The following is a 16,518-nucleotide window of genomic DNA, read 5'->3' as shown; positions in this document are numbered from 1 at the left end:
TAGATGACATTCGCTTGTGGCGAAGCACCCATCCCCGAATAGCTGCCCAGATGATCAACCTGGAATCTATAGTCCGGTATCTAATCATCCAAGTATCGTCCGAGATATATTGATTGTCACTGGGATAGATACTGATTTAGAAGATATCTACCAAAAGATGCGCTGTTGATTAATCCCTTCTTCCATCCCCCATAGCCAACAGCGCCGTCCCATAAGCAGCTTCTGTGTATACTGACGCTACTACAGGAACCTGCAAATGACGCGCCCTAATTTCTGTCCAAGTATGATTCGCCGCACCACCGCCAGCAGTATAAACACGACTCAACTTGTCTGCGCCCTTATGTTGTAATAATTCATAGCCTCGCGCTTCTATGCGGGCAATACTTTCTAACAATCCATGCAGAAATTCCACGGGGTTGTCTGGGCGTGGTTCCAATCGTGGGGGTAAATTGGGATCATTAACGGGAAAGCGATCGCCTACCTTCAACAACGGATAATAATCTAACTCGCTGGCTTTTGATCCATCAATCTCCCGGCTAAAGCTTTCTAACTCAGCCTTTGTGAAAAATTGCTTAAGTACTGCACCCCCAGTATTAGAAGCACCACCAGTCAGCCACAAATCACCCAGGCGATGGCTGTAAATCCCATATCTGGCATCTTCTACACGGGTACGACTTAACAACTTTAGTACCAACGTGGAACCAAGAGAAGTCACCGCTTCACCAGGTAATTTTGCCCCACTAGCGAGAAAAGCAGCAATACTATCAGTTGTACCAGCACATACCAGACAATCACCGCCCAAACCGAACTTATCCGCAATTTCAGGACGCAATTCGGCAATCGGAGTACCAGGAGTTAAAACTTTGGGTAGCTGAATCGGTATTTGCAGCAATTCTAGCCATTCTGGGTATTTTAACTCTTCCACGTCATAACCCAGCTTTAAAGCATTATGGTAATCGCTAATACCCAACTGTCCATGTAGGAGAAACGCCAGCCAATCTGCTTGATGCAGGAAATATTTAGCTTCACTAAAAGAGGATAATTGCCTCATCCACAAAAGTTTGGCGAGGCTGGAAGTGGCACTTAACACGGTATGATTGGCGGGAGCGATACTTCTCAAATGCTCTAGGACAGATGATCCCCGCCCATCGTTATACAGCAATGGTGCATCTGTTGGGTTGCCAGCAGCATCGACCAGTAAGACGGTGGAAGAAGTGCCATTAATGGCGATCGCTTTAATTTTTCGCCGCAACTTTTCAGGTATTTGTTCCACCAGCACAAACAAAGCCTCCTGCCAAATTTTGGGCGTAACGGCGGCTAGTGAGTCTTGGAAGGGATATCGTACCTCAGCTTGAATGTCAGAAGCTTCCTCGTCAATTACCACGCCGCGTGCGCCAGATGTGCCGAAGTCGATACCTAAATACAAATTCATAATTTTTATAAATTTTTTTAATGGAGAATAAATAAAGACTACTGACTAATAATTGCTTTTGTTGCATCTTGTAACAAGATATTCCCCAATTCTGGCAAAACAAGGAAAAGTAGTAAACGAACTGTTCAAAATCTATTCTGGTTAGGAGGTTTTCAGCCATGCCTATCTTAGATACTCTGTACATCGCTCAGATATCTTCCATCTCGGATACTCAAGTCTACATCGCTCTAGTTGTGGCGCTGATCCCAGGAGTTCTCGCTTGGCGGTTAGCCACAGAACTTTACAAATAACGCTCCGATGTGACACAGTTAAAAAGCTAATAATCCTGGCAGTACGGGGTGCAATTTCCAGAACTTGTGGTTTTATGCCATAAGTACCTAGAAACCTTGCACTTACGTAAGCCAGGTTATTTTTTAACTGGTACAACACTTGTAGCTATTTCAAAAAAATGAAGTAATATGACAGCTAAATCAAGCAGTAATTAGCACCAGAGGGCTTTTACAGTGCTTCCCTTCACTACGCGAGGTTATCTTTTAGCATCATGAACGCGATTAAACCATCCAGACCACCGTCACAACCTATACAAAAAAGCCGGGTCACTCCTCGACCAAAGCGGCATCTTCGTCAACGTTCTTACCAGGTGATGGCACTAGAAAGCACTGCCAAAATTGCGGTTAATCTTGTCATTACAGCCGTTTCCGCATCTGCTTTGGCGCAACTTTTGCCTTATCATTGGTTGCAGCAAGCAAAGTTGCAAGAAGTTAGTACTGAAGTCAAGCTGATGGAAGGGCATGTCAATGATTTGCAGACGGAATTTAGCCGTAACTTCGATCCGCAACAAGCTAAAATTATTAGACAACAACAAGGATATCGATTTGATCCGAGTCAGCGTCGGGTAGTGTTGATGAATCCAGATCGCCGAGAAGATGAACAAACAGACTCATCACCCTAAAATAAATGGCGAATTTGGGATTATTTAGGCTTGTTATGATTCTGGCTAAGTATAAACTGGGTGTTAATTTATATTATTGCTAATAAGTAATGGTTAATAGCTAATTTTTGAACAGCTATGTAGTTATCATCTATTAGTCATTAGCGATACAGCGTCACTAAACTCTAATTCAAAATTTAATCAATTATTTTGAATTTTGAATCCTCCAGAAGGACTAATCTACCAATTAGGACGCTGATTCAGACAGCAACTCATTGAGCCAATTTTCGAGTTGTAAACGCAAGCGATAACCAGTAATATCCTTACTGTTGTCAAGAGAGGGCAGTTGAGTGAGGGCGCGACGATAATCTGCGATCGCACAATTCCAGTCGCCCCAAAGATGGTAAGTTCTGCCGCGTTCACCCCAGATATGACCTTCTAGTTGACCGAAAAGCAGTGCTACCTCAAAATTCTCAATTGCCTCCTCATATTGCCCCAAATCACGCCAGGTAATGCCTCGGTTAATCCACGCCCGGATGTGGCAAGGATTTAAATTAATTGCTTGATCGTAGTCGGTAAGTGCTGTTGCTAAATCTCCACAAGCCGCGTAGTAATTTGCCCGATTATTGTAAGCGCTAGCCAAATTTGGATTTAGGTTGAGGGCGGTGTTGTAGTCGTAAAAAGCTTTTTGCCTTTCGCCACCTTGAAAATAAATTAGCCCCCGATTGTTGTAATCAACGGCATTCTGGGGGTGGCGGCAGATTAGTTGGGTTAAAAGTGCGATCGCTTCAGTATAATCTCCTTGTTGAGCTAACTTTAAAGCAAAAGAGCGTAAGTAGTTATTCCCTAAAGTAGATTCGCTGCGATCGTTTGTTCTCTGATCTTGAAGTTTATTTGTAGTATTTAGAACATACTTATATTGCTTACTTTGCTGGTCATCGTCAGCTAAAAATGAGTGAATATTCATCTTTTCCTGCCTGAAATCCCTGTTTTATAAAATAAAAGTCTAGTTTTTTACCGATAGTGGTTTTACCACTGTGTCTATTCTTGAGGTACTCATGGTTACTTGAAAGCCATCTCAAGACTGAATTTAAACTACTCACAGCAGTAGAAATCTACGCCCTAAATAAACAATTGCTCCTTAAACCTAATCATGGATACTTGATCTCGAAGGTGAATTCCAGAAATAGCAGATGTCAATCTCAAAGACTAGTTAAGTAGCGAGAGCGACAAATTGGTAGAATGCCAACAAGCCGTTCGTTAAAGAGGGGATGAGGGATTGGGGACACTTGTCTACGAGAGGCTGCGCCAACGACAAGCTCAGTGCATCGCTGGGGACTGGGGACTGCGGAAAATTCACTTTCCACTCTTCCTCCATGCCCAATACTTCGGCTTCTCTACGAGACGCTACGCGTAGCTTGCTTCCCCGTTCGCGTAGCGTCCCGTAGGGAAGGGGTACGCTCAGTACAAGTGCCCAATACCCGATACAACTCTTGGAGAGGCTGCGCCAACGGCTTCTCTACGAGACGCTACGCGAACGCGGTAGTTGAATCTCGACTTCGCTCGATTACCGCGTAGTCGAAACTCAGTACAAGTGCCCAATGCCCCATTCCCTAGATTAAATTTTTAAGTTCTGAGAAATTTCCCAATGACAACCGCAACTTCTTATCCCAATGCCCCTGATTTAGCAACCGATGATTACATTGTCATCGGCTTGGCAACCTGCTTCGTCAAAGAAGATGGAGAAGTTTATCAAATCGAAGTTATAGAACCAATTCCCTCTGCGGCTTTAGAAGCGCTGTTAAAGGGCATCCCTACCTCCTATAAGCTGGCTCATGCCACAACTTTGGGATCTTTGCTGGATGGCGATTCCCAACTGCTGCCAGATGGCTTTCCAGAGTCGGCTCAGTTTGGAGAGGAATTTGTGCCACGGTCATTTGCAGCAGCTCGTACCTACAAGCGTCGTGAATCTGCAAAATCTTTAATTCCCTTGGGTACAAACTACGGTGATTTTAAGTATTCCATTGAACGCAAGCGGGTGTTAAACGCCGCTAGAGTTGTTACCAAAGAAGACAATGTTAAACAGCATTCTCACACTCACAAAGTTCTTTAAGTAATTATGCTAAAACTTTACGGCGGCGCTCGTAGTCGAGCCTCAATTGTTCATTGGTATTTAGAGGAACTAGGAGTTTCCTACGAATTTGTCAAACTGGATATGCAGGCGGGTGAACACCTCAAGCCTGAATATTTGGCAATTAACCCATTTGGTAAAGTTCCAGCAATTGTTGATGGGGATTTTCAGCTTTGGGAATCTGGGGCAATTTTGCTGTATCTTGCTGATAAGTACGCTAAAACTCCACTTTCACTAGAGGAACGCGCTGTATTTTCCCAATGGGTATTGTTTGCCAATGCTACCCTCGCTACAGGGGTTTTTGTAGAAACAAATCGGGAACGAGAAATGCCCCGCTTGTTGACTCCGTTAAATGAAATTTTCAGTAAGCAACCTTTTTTACTGGGTAATGAGTTCACTGTTGTTGATGTGGCAGTGGGATCTATTCTGACTTACATTCCCATTATGCTAAAGCTAGACCTTAGTTCCTACCCAGAGGTGTTGAACTATATGAAGCAGTTATCTGAGCGTCCGGCATTTCAAAAAACTATTGGCGGAGGAGCTTAAAATAATTCGTAATTTGTAATTCGTAATTCGTAGTTCGTAGTTAAATTTTGAACTACGAATTACGAATCTTTTAACGATAATTTGTAAATTGTAAAGCAACTGGGTAGTCTTCTTGTTTCAGACGTTGCATGACTACTTGTAAGTCATCTTTAGATTTGGCAGAAACCCGCACAGCATCACCTTGAATTGAGGCTTGTACCTTTTTGAATTCGTCCCGAATCAATTTGGAAATTTGCTTGGCAATTTCCTGACTGATGCCTTTTTTGAGTTTGATTTCTTGACGCACCCGATTACCACTGGCTGATTCAACCTTGCCAAAATCAAATATTTTTTGGGATAGGTTACGCTTGGCAGCTTTTTCCCGGAGGATGTCGTGTATAGAATCTAGGGTAAACTCACTGTCAGTGCTAACGTTAATGCTTTCTTCGACTAACTCGACAGTAGTTTGAGTGTCTTTGAGGTCGTAACGACCTTTGATGTCTCGGATTACTTGATCGACAGCGTTAACTAACTCTTGTCGGTCAAAGTCGCTCACAATGTCAAAGGAAAAAGTAGAAGCCATAAAATATTTTGGATTTTAGATTTTAGATTTTAGATTGGGTATGGGGCATTGCATTGGGGCATTGGGCACTTGTACTGAGTTTCCACTACGCGGTAATCGAGCGAAGTCGAGATTCAACTACCGCAAAGCCGTTGGCGCAGCCTCTCCAAGAGTTGTATTGGGCATTATTATTTTCCTCTCTTTTGTCTCCCTCATTTCTTTCCCCAGTCCCTAGTCCCTAGTCCCCAGCGATGCACTGAGCTTGTCGTTGGCGCAGCCTCTCGTAGAGAAGTGTCCCCACTCCCCAATTAACTACTAGTTTGGATAATGCTCAAGAAAAAGAGAGTGCCAGAGCTAAAGATGCCAATGGCAAACATGAGCGATCGCAAAAGGGGTATATTCAAAATATAAAAAATTGAGTATAGCAAACGGGCTACCACAAAGGCGATCGCAGCTACTTGGGCTGTAAAAGAATTTACACCAGTTATGTATGCCATCAATGCGGCGGCGGCAAATATCATAAAGGCTTCAAAGGTGTTCTGATGCGCCCAAGTAGCCCGTTGTGCATAAGGTGGCAATTTATCTAACAGGGCGCGAGGAGTAGAAAGCATTTCAGGGCCAATACGCACACGGGCATAAGCTACCACCAAAAATGGCACATAAATTAGAACGACAGCAGCAGCGATGGAGTACAAAAAAATTATCATTACTTAATTAATCATTAGTTATTAGTCATCGGTCATCAGTCATCAGTCATCAGTCATTAGTCAAATACCAAAGACAAATGACAAAAGACAAATGACAAATGACTAATCAAAGTAGAAAAGCGTCACCACTTTTCTTTGTTCTTCTGCATCCTGACAAGTTTGTAACAGGGTGCGACTGTCGTGAAACGCAAAGCAAATTAGTTGCTGACAACGCGAGACGATCTCTTTGTTGCACAGGTAACTAGCTTCAGCAAGGGACAGAGTATCATTACTGGGATTTTCGACTAGATGCATTACCTGTTCTAGTTGCTGGCGTGATTCCAAAGGCTGGCGTTCCAGGCTTTGGGGTAGAATCACCGTCAACAAATTGGCATCAGCCCGGGTTGCTCCCTTGATGGCCGCGGAATTTGTACCTGTAGCACCAGAAGTAATGATTCGATTACCCGATAAAACTAGGGCATAAGTCATCATTTCAATCAGATTCTGATGCGTAATCGGTACATGACGAGAACCCAGTAAGGCGATTCTTTTAGAACCTGTTTGCTGGATTGTCGCCAGTTCTTGCGCTAATGTATCGAGGTTAATAAGGTCTGTTGATTGGCTCAAAGATGGAGAAAATCAGATTAAACGACCCAGATATTCTACCAAACAGCGTGTAGATACGAGGAAAACTTAAGTTAGACATTGCGACTAATTTTCGATTCTTTGGTTCAGTAACTCCATTACTTGGTAACACCAGGCTAGCCAATGTGTTTCATAACTAATGCCATTTAAGAGAGTCAAGTACTGAAATTTGCCTGTTTCTGGCAGTTCTTGCGGATTCTGAAAGTAAAGCTGTTCTAAGTTATGGTATGTAGACAATTTTTTTTGATGGGCTTTTTGGTGATGTTCTAGCTCTGCCAAGATAATTTGCTTAGGGACAATCGGACCGGCAAAAATTTTAACGAGTAAATCATCTTTAATTGGTGTGGGTTCACAAGGTTGAGCAATCCACTCTTTGAGGTGCTGTTCTCCCAAGTTTGTAACGCTGTAGAGCCTTTTATCTGGCCGTTCGGCTTGAAGAATCAACTCGGAACTGATCCATCCTTGATCTTCTAGCTTCGACAACTCCCGATAAATCTGCTGGTGACTTGCTGACCAGAAAAAGCCTACAGAGCCATCGAATCGTTTGGCTAAATCATACCCACTACAGGGTGCCTCAACCAGAGCCGCTAATATTGCGTGCGCTAATTTGCTACCCTCTGTTTTTGTCGGATTTCTACTTTGATCGGCTTTGTGAAGAAGTGTATTGCTGAATGGCAGTTGTTCGTTGAGCTTTGGCTTGAGTGCATAAATCAACTTGGCCTCAAGAGTTTTCAGAATGGAAGGATCTACGCATTGTAGCCAAGCTAACTTGACATTTCCCAAATCAATAATTTCTTTAAATCTATGATGTGATATCCAACGACGTGCAAGATCCCCAGTCCTGCCTATGTAGAGGATTTCCCCAGAATCAGAAATCGCAAAATAGATGGCTGGACAGTCAGGGAGATCAGCTTTTTTCTCCAATGGAAGGGAGGGTAGTTTTAGGGGATCAATTGCCGTTAAATCCATTTTCTCCTAGTTCCAGTGACTTCCATAGCCATCACTAGATTATGATGTATCTTGTTTGATTACACGAGTTATTACATCCATGAATCTAAGACAATGCGGCTGCGGGAGTTAAACCTAGTTTAGATAACAAGCGGTCAATGTCAAAATGCTCGGACATCAACTGGCGAATATACTGAACCTTAATCGGCTCGTGGACACGGACTTGACCAAAAGTGCGGTCAACAATTCCGACAGTAGTCAGGGTGTCTAAGTCAACAGACAAAATAGGGATTTCTAGCTCTTCAGCGCGACTGAGAATGAACGGTGGCGGTGGTAGTTGCCCGGTGAGAATTAAACATTGGGTAGAAGTTTCTAAAGCCGCTTGCTGAATTTCCACCCGATCGCCCCCTGTCACCACTGCCATATTTCGGCGTTTGCGGAAATATTTCACAGCTGAATTGACATTCATCGCTCCAATTGCCAGACTTTCCACCAACAAATCCATGCGATCGTTACGACAGAGAACATCAGCCTTTAACTGCTTGACTAGTTCGCCAACACTCACACTCCGAAGCAAATCGCTGCTTGGCAGCATTGCTAGCACCGGAATACCCTGCTGTTCCAAAAATGGGTGCAAGATAGTGTCAACCGCTTCTAGTTGGGTGACAGGGATATCATTGATCACAACTCCAATCAAGCGATCGCCTACACGCCGTTTTGCAGCCAATAGAGCCTCAACCGAAAGCAACGATTTATAGCGGCCTACTAACAGCACAGCAGCATCCAAGACTTCAGCCATTTGCAGCAAAGACAAGTCAAACAAATTGCCTTCCGACAAATCACCAGGACCCTCTAGTAATACCAAATCTCCTTGAGACTTATGTAAGTATTGCTGTATTAGGGACTGCTGATAATCGGTTTTGTCTTCCCCCTGCAAGCGCTTTTGCACATTTGGTTCATCCAAAGCCAGCATTGTAGGTGCAATGCGGTTTTCCGGCAAATTGAGGCTAAGAGCGATGAACTGGACATCTTCCTCGATTACGGTTCCGCTAGAGGAATTGAAACACGTACCGAGCGGTTTACCGTAGGTAATATCCAGACCTTTTTGCTGTAGCTGATGAGACAAACCCAGAACAGTTGCAGATTTACCGCTATAATTTTCCGTTGAGCCAATCAGCAAATATTTAGGGGATTTTGGCACACATGCACTCCTAATTTCAAAATTCAGAAGAACCCAGCTAGGTGTTTTCTAATTCTAGTTCCTTCTGGCAAAAGCCTCTCGCTCTCACAAATTAAGGTTTCCCAGAATTACCTTCTGAATAAGCAGGGGTAAGACAGGACAGAGGTTTTCTTTCCTTGTGTCGGCTCTGCTAGCCTGTACGTCTACTCTTCAAGCCTTGTCATTACCAACAACCAAACTAAGGGACTTGCAACTAAAAAAATATCCTATCGCTGTGTAAGCAGGGGGGCAGGGATCTCTTAGCAGGGGGACAAAGAAAATATTATCTGAGTAAGTAAGTGGGCGCAATAAAACCAAACTGCGTGAAGAAAAGTAAACAAGGCTCAAACTCTTTTTCCCCCAGCTAAGTGCCCCCTGCTCCCTGCTTTATCCCAACGATAATTATTTACGCCGACCTACTTAAATTGGATAATTTATTTTCTGGAAGTCCCTAAAAGCTTCATTGCTATGAGCCTAAGACTTAAGTTTCAGGCTTATAGCCTCAGTCCGTTCAAACGGACTCAATTAAGTGAGTTTGAGTTTGCTTGAATTGACTTTTGCTACGCAGCTATCTGTATCAATACTGCGTAGGTTAAGAATATTCGTAGGTTGGGTTGAGGCAATAGACATATCCGCGAATGAGTATCAAATCCTTGTAAAGCAAGCGTAAAAACCTAACTTTCGGATAAGTCTAATGCGTTACCCAACAAATATCTTCGCAAGAATCTGATTAACAGTTACCAGGATTCCAAGCACACGCTGTGTTCAATATAGAGGTGAATCGGCTGTCGAGAATCGAGCTGCCTTGGTAAAGAGGCCCGACAGCAGTGGGTCCGTATGAGGTAAGACCAACAATTTCGTTGAGACTTGTATCTGACCCATTAACTTGTCCATCAGCAGCAACACCAAAATTCTCCACCCAAGGTCCTCCACTAGACCCCTCTGACATATCGGAACCATATATAGCTGTGTTATTGCCTCCACTACCATAACTTCCTGCTGTAATCTGATGCATTTTTTCACCGCTGTCTAGATTACCTGGATATCCCAGCATAGTAACGTGATTCGGCAAAAGATCGAGAGTTTTAGTTCCGAAGTAGCCAACTACACTACCTATTGTCGTGCTAACTCCGTTAAATGACTGGTCTGAGAGTTCGATAATTGCATAGTCGGCAGCATTGGGTTCTGAACCACTACCTGTAATCCAAGTGTTTGTTGTAATAACATGGCTCCAAGACCACTGCCCATATGGGGCAGTACCATCTCTATAAGCAGGAATAAATACGAAGTTACTGTAGAAACCATTGTTCCCTCCACTTCCACTGTGAACGCAGTGACCTGCCGTTAGGATAAGTCTTGGTTTGATGACAGCCGCAGAACACAGAAAATCACCTTCGGAGTTGGAAAAGAAAAGTTTCCCTGATGCTACATACGGATAGGATAAATCTGCTGATAGAGGAACTAGCTCAGAACTGGTAAAACTGGCACTTTTTGTACCCTCATTGTCGGGCTGAATGCTGTTACTTTGGAATTTCCGCTTATTAGGTGTAAATAGCGGCTGTTGATTAATAGGTACTTTGACTCTTGGTGCTGCCCCAGAGCTTGCTTGTGACTTACCTATATGACCTATATCTTGAATTGTTACTCCTGTGACAACGCCCTGAGAGGATCTAGGCAAAGGTAAAGGTTTAGCTTTTCTCATTCTCTCAGGAGTCCAGAAAGTTTGCGTGGTATTAATGCTCTGAGCATTACTTTGGACTTCAGGCTCATTAGGTGTAAATAGGGGCTGTTGATTTATAGGTACTTTGACTGTTGGTGCTGCCCCAGAGCTTGCTTGTTCTGAATTTTCTGCAAACACAGATGTTTGCAAGATGGCTAGAGAAGCAGCCAAAAAAGAGACTTTTAACACAGCAATAGACTTTTGCCTCATAGTAGATTTGCCCTTACTCGCAGGTTAGTTGATATATCTGTAATTCAGGTACTGTAGGGGTTTTTATGCAAACTGTTGATTAAGTTTTTTTAAATTCACACTAGATTTGGTTAATTTTATTGTTATAGCAACCGCCAAGATGGTTAGGACAAACAGTATAATCAGTCAGAATGGAAGATGTTCTTCGTACAGCATCCTAACCAACCTGGCGGCTGCTATAGTTAATAATGTTCTTTTTGAATTCCCATACAAAACTTTCAATTGGGACTTGAATTAAACTCTTATTAGGTTCAAATATTCCTCAGTATTTCTCAATATATATGTACACAATCTTTTATGACAGTAGATACTAAGAGAATATAGAGGATTTATGTAAATAGCAATTTTAACACATTCCTTTGGATGGCATTTATTTTATTTATAGATAATAATTAAGCGTTATTAAATTATTGTTGGGTTAGGTAACAAAAAGTAATTGACTAAAAGTGTAAGTTTGCTCAGGTTTTAAAATTCTATATTTGCTCATGCTTTTTATCGTGAATAAACTGCATCAAAGATATTACGAATTACTAATTACGTTAGCGTAGCGGGGCGTAGCCCATTACGAATTGGTATTATTATCTCAATAATTTGCTAAACTCCAACTTTGGAGATAGCAAATAAAAACAATTTGAGCCGGGAATTTAGAGGGGGTCGCAGAGTGGCTGATGATGAACGCATAGTCAATACACAACAGATTGATCCAAAAGACTTTTTATGGAGATTATGGCCTGTTGTGCCACTCTACCCTTATGGCAGACGGCAGACAATCCGCAAAGAAGTTGTCAAGGGCACAATCTGGAATTTTGACCAGATTCAGGGCATTTTCTACGTTGTTGTGCCGATTCGTATGACTGTGGTTAAGCTGGAAACTGGGGGTCTTCTCGTCTACGCACCTGTTGCACCAACCCCAGAGTGCATCCGGCTTGTAAATGAGTTGGTGGCAAAACAGGGTAATGTTAAGTACATCATTTTGCCAACTATCTCTGGTATAGAACACAAAGTTTTTGTCGGTCCCTTCGCCAGATACTTTCCGACAGCACAGGTGTTTGTGGCTCCCCATCAGTGGAGTTTTCCGCTAAATCTCCCCCTCAGTTGGCTTGGTTTACCGCCAAAACGAACTCAAGTACTACCAGATGATAGTAGCAAAACACCCTTTGCTGATGAGTTTGATTATGCAATGCTCGGCCCCATCGCTCTTGGGACTGGTCGGTTTGCGGAAGTTGCTTTTTTCCACAAGCGATCGCATACTCTTTTAGTAACAGACTCAGTACTTTCGATCTCAGAAGATCCACCTGCGATCGTTCTTTTAGATCCATATCCCTTATTATTCCATGCCAAGGATCATGCTGCTGATATTGTTGCAGACATTGAGGTAAATCGCCGTAAAGGTTGGCAGCGCATCTGTTTATTTGCTTTGTACTTTCAACCAAGGGCACTAGATATACTGCAATGGCGTCAGGTGTTGGAAGATGCCATGAAAGCACCAGAACGCTCAAAGAAAGCTTATTTTGGATTGTACCCCTTTAAATGGCAGTCAGATTGGCAGCGATCGTTTGATGCTCTACGAGGGAATGGGCGTTTGTTTGTCGCACCAATTTTACAAACGTTGATTCTCAACCGCGCACCGCAAGAAACCATTGACTGGGCTGATAAAGTTGCAAGTTGGGACTTTCGGTGGATTATTCCCTGCCACTTTGATTCACCGATTCAAGCCGAACCGCAGCAGTTTCGCCAAGCTTTCTCTTTTTTGTCAAAGCAGCCTGCTGTGAGTGGAGGTTTATTAAGTAGTAGCAGCTACCTTTTGCCAGAGGAGGATTTTAAAGCACTTAGGCAAATCGATGCCGGTTTAAATAAGTTTGGCATTGTGCCAGCTGCAAAGGAGAAGGTGTAGGAGAATTTTTGATATAGCAGGGGACTGGGGACACTTCTCTACGAGAGGCTGCGCCAACGACAAGCTCAGTGCATCGCTGGGGACTGGGTTGAAAGTCTGTTTGTATATAGGTTTTATCATCAGTTAATGTCCTAACCTCCTTGTCCGTTGCTATAACTGCTGTGCTTCAGAAATTGCTATAGCAATCCTGAATTATTCATGAGAAAAAAGATCCCCGACAACTTTTACGAAGTCGGAGATCTGCGGGTTGCGATTCTCAGAAATCAAATATGATTGCTATATGAGTGCAAAACTAGCTGTTATTTAGTTCCATTAATGAAATATTTTCGTGGGAATAAAGCCATTTTTCAAAATTACTTTTACAGCGCGGCCATTCTTTATCTGTCATTGCAAACCAATCGGTATCTCTGTTTTTTCCCCGCACAAACATGTGTTGTCGAAAACGACCTTCATAAATGAATCCCATCCTTGTTGCAGTAGTTCGACTCGCATGATTGAGGGAATTACATTTCCACTCAACTCGACGATAAGAATGGCGATCAAAAAGATGTTGAAGTAGCAAAAACTGTGATTCTGTATTGATTTTACTTTTGTGGACTGCGGGAGTAAACCATACATGACCGATTTCAGCACGACCATGATTTGGTGCGATCGCTAGTAATGCCACACTACCCACCTGAGTATTTGTTAAGTTATCAAAGACTGTCCAAGTCAGAGGGTCGGATTGACTTACGATATTTTCTTCCATCCAGTCTTTCATTGTGGAAGGGCTATCAAATGGCCCGTAAAATAGATAATTCCATATAGCTTCTTTTTCAGAAGTGCCGTGTGAAGCTGCATACAAAGCATCCACATCTCTTTCTAAAATCAACGGCTTGAGTGTTACAAATTGACCCTTGAGTTGAATAAATTCCGGTGGCTGCCAAGTTCGGTTTTCCATGATTTTATTGTTTCCCACACACAGATAATCTCATATCACAGTGACAATACCTTGGCGTAACAGTGAATTAGAATTATGTCTCAAAATCTCGATCAACTCGTAATTTCTCCAGAAGATTACGAAAGCCTTGTATCAAACATCCTTACTAATCGGATGTATCAAGAGCTTACCTCTTTATATGGTGGTACGGCAGATGGAAAATTTCCCCCTCTTGACTTCAGCCAACCCAAATCTGTGTTTGTCATTGCTTGGATTCAAAGTCAGCCCATCGCTTGCGGTGCAGTTGTTCCACTTGCTGAGGAAATCGGCGAAATTAAACGGGTGTTTGTGGAATCGGCTTGGCGTGGACGAGGTGTGGCCAAGATAGTTCTGGCTGACTTAGAAAGACGCGCTCAGATTTTTGGTTATCGCAGTTTACGTGTGGAAACAGGCATTTATCAACCGCCGGCGATTCGGTTATATAAATCTGCGGGTTATCAACCCATAGCAGCCTATGGATGCTATGTGGGAAATCCAGTGAGTGTTTGCTTTGAGAAACAGATTTTTGAGTCTTAACGTTTGATTCCCTTAAACCGTTGTTGCGCCGACTGAAATGCTTCTTGCATCACTAACTGAATTTTTTGGGGATCGGGTTTCTTACCTCCCATTAAATCACCAAAGTAAACGCAAGCTGCTTCTCCTAGTGCCCAAGTATAGGCGGCTGCCCAAGAAGCAGCGATCGCACTCCCAAAACCTGGGATAAATTTAATTAACTCCCGTGCTATAGCTTGGGCTAAAAAACCACCTGCGATCGCACTTACAACGCCTCCCGCCTGAGATGGAGTAACTGTTTGCCCATATAATTTACCCAACAGACCCACCATTGATACTTGCAAGGCAGTGAGTACGGGCATTGTCGCAAATGGCAGAGGTACAGCCGCCAGGGTAGCAGACATAATCGCAAATGGCAAAATATAACGGCGTGCAGCATCTCGGTAAAGGTTGCCAATTTGCTTCCCAGCTTCTTCTCGATCCAATAGCTGATAAATCGCCTGTGCTTCGGCTTGTGGAAGCAGTTCTGCTAAGGAATCTCGCAGTGCTTCTAAGCCATAAAATACCGGAGTGTAGCCATCTTCTTCTAAGGTAAAGTCAATGAGTACAGAGCGGTCAGTTATTCCCGTGAAGGCTTGTTGGATTGCGGCAAATGCGCGGTTGACTTCCTCATAACCTGGCGGATAGGTGGGATGATCGACGGTATCAGCAGGATAAACTTCATGCAAGCACGTAACTACCAGCAGACAGGGAATGTCTGGATACTGCTGGCGCAACTGTTGAGCAATTTGTCGTAGAGTGTCAGTTGCAAAATCATTGATTTTAACAGTCAAAAGCAGGATTCTGGCGGAACGAGTTTCTTGTTGTAAATCGCCAACTAATTCCTGAATAATTGTTTGAGTATCTTGTTTAACATCACCCAGCCCGACAGTATCAGTAAAAATCAGTAACGGCAGGTCATTGGAAGGATAGGCATAGCGCTGGGTGTGTTGCGTGTGGGGGCGAAATCCCTGACCGACAATTTCGGCAGAAACTCCCGTCAATCCCCTGACAATTGAGCTTTTTCCGGCTTGGGGTTTACCAATCAACAGCGCTTCTGTGGTTGGCAGTTCCGCTTGAATTTTCTCTAAAATCTCTGTAACCTGAGTTTCGCTGACGCTAAACCATTCCACAACAGTCTGTGCCACCTGTTCTACGGGTAGGAGTTGCGTTAGAGTTGTTGTTGCTTTGTTCCAGACATCGCCAATGCGATTTTTCCAGGAATTATCGACCGACTTGGTAGTTGTTTCATCGGTCGGTTCACTCAATTGCTGAGAATCATCTTGCTCAGTCATTCCCATGAAAACGGTTAAGAGAATTCAATACATCCTGTCTATATTTATCCTACTGTCAAACTTGGTTTTCCTGAAGTTACAATCTAAGGAATTGGGAGCAGTAGACAATTTATGACTCAAGCCATACCCAAACTAGTAACCTTTGAAGATTTTGCAGCTTGGCGTTCCGAAGGCGGAAGGTACGAATTACATAATGGCGTGATTGTTGAAATGGCGCAACCATTGGGAGACCATGAAGACGTTGTTGGTTTTATCGCCAGAAAACTAACAATAGAATTTGACCGATTAAATTTACCTTATATAATCCCTAAAACTGCACTGGTAAAACCAACTAATTCGGAATCTGGTTACTCTCCAGATGTGCTATTACTCAATCGCGCTAATTTAGTGAATGAGCTGCTATGGAAAAAAGAATCAACTGTTAGCCTTGCAGCATCAATTCCCTTAGTAGTTGAGGTAGTTAGTAGCAACTGGGATGATGACTACTACACAAAACAGGGTAAGTATGAGAGTATTGGAATTCCTGAATACTGGGTTGTAGATTACCTCGGTCTAGGCGCTAAAAAATTCACTGGGAACCCCAAACAGCCAACTATATCGATTTATCAACTAATCGATGGTGAATACCAAGTTACTCAATTTAGAGGCGATGACCGCATTGTGTCACCTACTTTCCCCCAATTAAACCTGATTGCTCAACAGATTTTTCAAGCTGGTAGTCCCCAGGTGTAGCGACGATCGCACACAATTTTTGCAAGTTAATGGTTCTGA

18 protein-coding genes are annotated in these 16,518 nt (G+C 43.1%); 8 read left to right on the top strand and 10 right to left on the bottom strand.

Annotation, left to right across the window (positions count from 1 at the left end; translation table 11 throughout):
* Nucleotides 1-16: 16 nt before the first annotated feature.
* A complete protein-coding gene (locus tag V7K50_RS10015; RefSeq protein WP_334802156.1) occupies nt 17-169 on the top strand; it encodes a hypothetical protein in 153 nt (50 codons plus the stop codon).
* On the opposite strand, the gene V7K50_RS10010 is transcribed toward V7K50_RS10015, so the two are convergent.
* Nucleotides 170-1,432 (bottom strand): FGGY-family carbohydrate kinase, encoded by a 1,263-nt coding sequence (locus V7K50_RS10010; RefSeq protein WP_334959555.1) that lies wholly within the window; start codon nt 1,430-1,432, stop codon nt 170-172.
* A 200-nt stretch (nt 1,433-1,632) separates the two neighbouring features.
* Between V7K50_RS10010 and psaM the strand changes: the two genes are divergently transcribed.
* Both psaM and V7K50_RS10000 read left to right on the top strand, forming a co-directional pair.
* Nucleotides 1,633-1,722: a photosystem I reaction center subunit XII gene (gene psaM / locus V7K50_RS10005; RefSeq protein ID WP_040630342.1), complete on the top strand. Its 90-nt coding sequence runs from the start codon at nt 1,633-1,635 to the stop codon at nt 1,720-1,722.
* Between the two features lie 251 nt (nt 1,723-1,973).
* Nucleotides 1,974-2,384: a hypothetical protein gene (locus V7K50_RS10000; RefSeq protein WP_334959554.1), complete on the top strand. Its 411-nt coding sequence runs from the start codon at nt 1,974-1,976 to the stop codon at nt 2,382-2,384.
* Nucleotides 2,385-2,610: 226 nt separating this feature from the next.
* Here the strand turns inward: V7K50_RS10000 and V7K50_RS09995 are convergent, their stop codons facing one another.
* Nucleotides 2,611-3,330: a tetratricopeptide repeat protein gene (locus V7K50_RS09995; RefSeq protein ID WP_334959552.1), complete on the bottom strand. Its 720-nt coding sequence runs from the start codon at nt 3,328-3,330 to the stop codon at nt 2,611-2,613.
* 681 nt (nt 3,331-4,011) lie between these two features.
* Here V7K50_RS09995 and V7K50_RS09990 point away from each other — a divergent pair.
* On the top strand, nt 4,012-4,476 hold the full coding sequence (locus V7K50_RS09990) for a hypothetical protein (RefSeq protein ID WP_334959550.1): 465 nt from the start codon (nt 4,012-4,014) through the stop codon (nt 4,474-4,476).
* Between the two features lie 6 nt (nt 4,477-4,482).
* Nucleotides 4,483-5,040, top strand: a complete 558-nt coding sequence (locus V7K50_RS09985; protein ID WP_334959549.1) for a glutathione S-transferase family protein — start codon at nt 4,483-4,485, stop codon at nt 5,038-5,040.
* A 70-nt stretch (nt 5,041-5,110) separates the two neighbouring features.
* Here V7K50_RS09985 and V7K50_RS09980 read toward each other — a convergent pair whose 3' ends face one another.
* The 6 genes from V7K50_RS09980 to V7K50_RS09955 form a co-directional block, all read right to left on the bottom strand.
* Complete coding sequence (locus tag V7K50_RS09980; protein ID WP_292765941.1) at nt 5,111-5,602, bottom strand: YajQ family cyclic di-GMP-binding protein; 492 nt, start codon at nt 5,600-5,602, stop codon at nt 5,111-5,113.
* A gap of 287 nt (nt 5,603-5,889) precedes the next feature.
* Nucleotides 5,890-6,288 (bottom strand): MAPEG family protein, encoded by a 399-nt coding sequence (locus V7K50_RS09975; protein ID WP_334959547.1) that lies wholly within the window; start codon nt 6,286-6,288, stop codon nt 5,890-5,892.
* Nucleotides 6,289-6,390: 102 nt separating this feature from the next.
* Nucleotides 6,391-6,894, bottom strand: a complete 504-nt coding sequence (locus V7K50_RS09970; protein WP_100902618.1) for a DNA recombination-mediator protein A — start codon at nt 6,892-6,894, stop codon at nt 6,391-6,393.
* A gap of 84 nt (nt 6,895-6,978) precedes the next feature.
* Nucleotides 6,979-7,881: a helix-turn-helix transcriptional regulator gene (locus tag V7K50_RS09965; RefSeq protein WP_334959545.1), complete on the bottom strand. Its 903-nt coding sequence runs from the start codon at nt 7,879-7,881 to the stop codon at nt 6,979-6,981.
* A gap of 85 nt (nt 7,882-7,966) precedes the next feature.
* A complete protein-coding gene (locus V7K50_RS09960) occupies nt 7,967-9,061 on the bottom strand; it encodes a phosphotransacetylase family protein (protein ID WP_334959543.1) in 1,095 nt (364 codons plus the stop codon).
* Between the two features lie 748 nt (nt 9,062-9,809).
* The gene (locus V7K50_RS09955) at nt 9,810-11,009 is read right to left on the bottom strand and encodes a trypsin-like serine peptidase (protein WP_334959541.1); all 1,200 of its coding nucleotides are present in this window, start codon (nt 11,007-11,009) and stop codon (nt 9,810-9,812) included.
* A 700-nt stretch (nt 11,010-11,709) separates the two neighbouring features.
* On the opposite strand from V7K50_RS09955, the gene V7K50_RS09950 reads away from it, so the two are divergent.
* Nucleotides 11,710-12,942 carry a DUF4336 domain-containing protein gene (locus V7K50_RS09950; RefSeq protein WP_334959539.1) on the top strand — a complete coding sequence of 411 codons (1,233 nt, stop codon included), beginning with the start codon at nt 11,710-11,712 and terminating at the stop codon, nt 12,940-12,942.
* A gap of 292 nt (nt 12,943-13,234) precedes the next feature.
* On the opposite strand, the gene V7K50_RS09945 is transcribed toward V7K50_RS09950, so the two are convergent.
* On the bottom strand, nt 13,235-13,882 hold the full coding sequence (locus V7K50_RS09945; RefSeq protein ID WP_334959537.1) for a GNAT family N-acetyltransferase: 648 nt from the start codon (nt 13,880-13,882) through the stop codon (nt 13,235-13,237).
* A 75-nt stretch (nt 13,883-13,957) separates the two neighbouring features.
* Between V7K50_RS09945 and V7K50_RS09940 the strand changes: the two genes are divergently transcribed.
* The gene (locus tag V7K50_RS09940) at nt 13,958-14,437 is read left to right on the top strand and encodes a GNAT family N-acetyltransferase (RefSeq protein WP_334959535.1); all 480 of its coding nucleotides are present in this window, start codon (nt 13,958-13,960) and stop codon (nt 14,435-14,437) included.
* Here V7K50_RS09940 and V7K50_RS09935 read toward each other — a convergent pair.
* Nucleotides 14,434-15,747 (bottom strand): GTPase family protein, encoded by a 1,314-nt coding sequence (locus V7K50_RS09935; RefSeq protein ID WP_334959533.1) that lies wholly within the window; start codon nt 15,745-15,747, stop codon nt 14,434-14,436. The genes V7K50_RS09940 and V7K50_RS09935 overlap by 4 nt on opposite strands.
* Nucleotides 15,748-15,858: 111 nt before the next feature.
* Here V7K50_RS09935 and V7K50_RS09930 point away from each other — a divergent pair, with 111 nt between their 5' ends.
* Nucleotides 15,859-16,479 (top strand): Uma2 family endonuclease, encoded by a 621-nt coding sequence (locus V7K50_RS09930; RefSeq protein ID WP_334959531.1) that lies wholly within the window; start codon nt 15,859-15,861, stop codon nt 16,477-16,479.
* Nucleotides 16,480-16,518: the final 39 nt, after the last annotated feature.

The organism is Nostoc sp. (assembly GCF_036917135.1).
In the GTDB taxonomy this organism is placed as follows: Bacteria; Cyanobacteriota; Cyanobacteriia; order Cyanobacteriales; family Nostocaceae; genus Nostoc.
The sequence above is the reverse complement of the archived record's forward strand: the minus strand, read 5'-3'. Positions and strand labels throughout refer to the sequence as shown.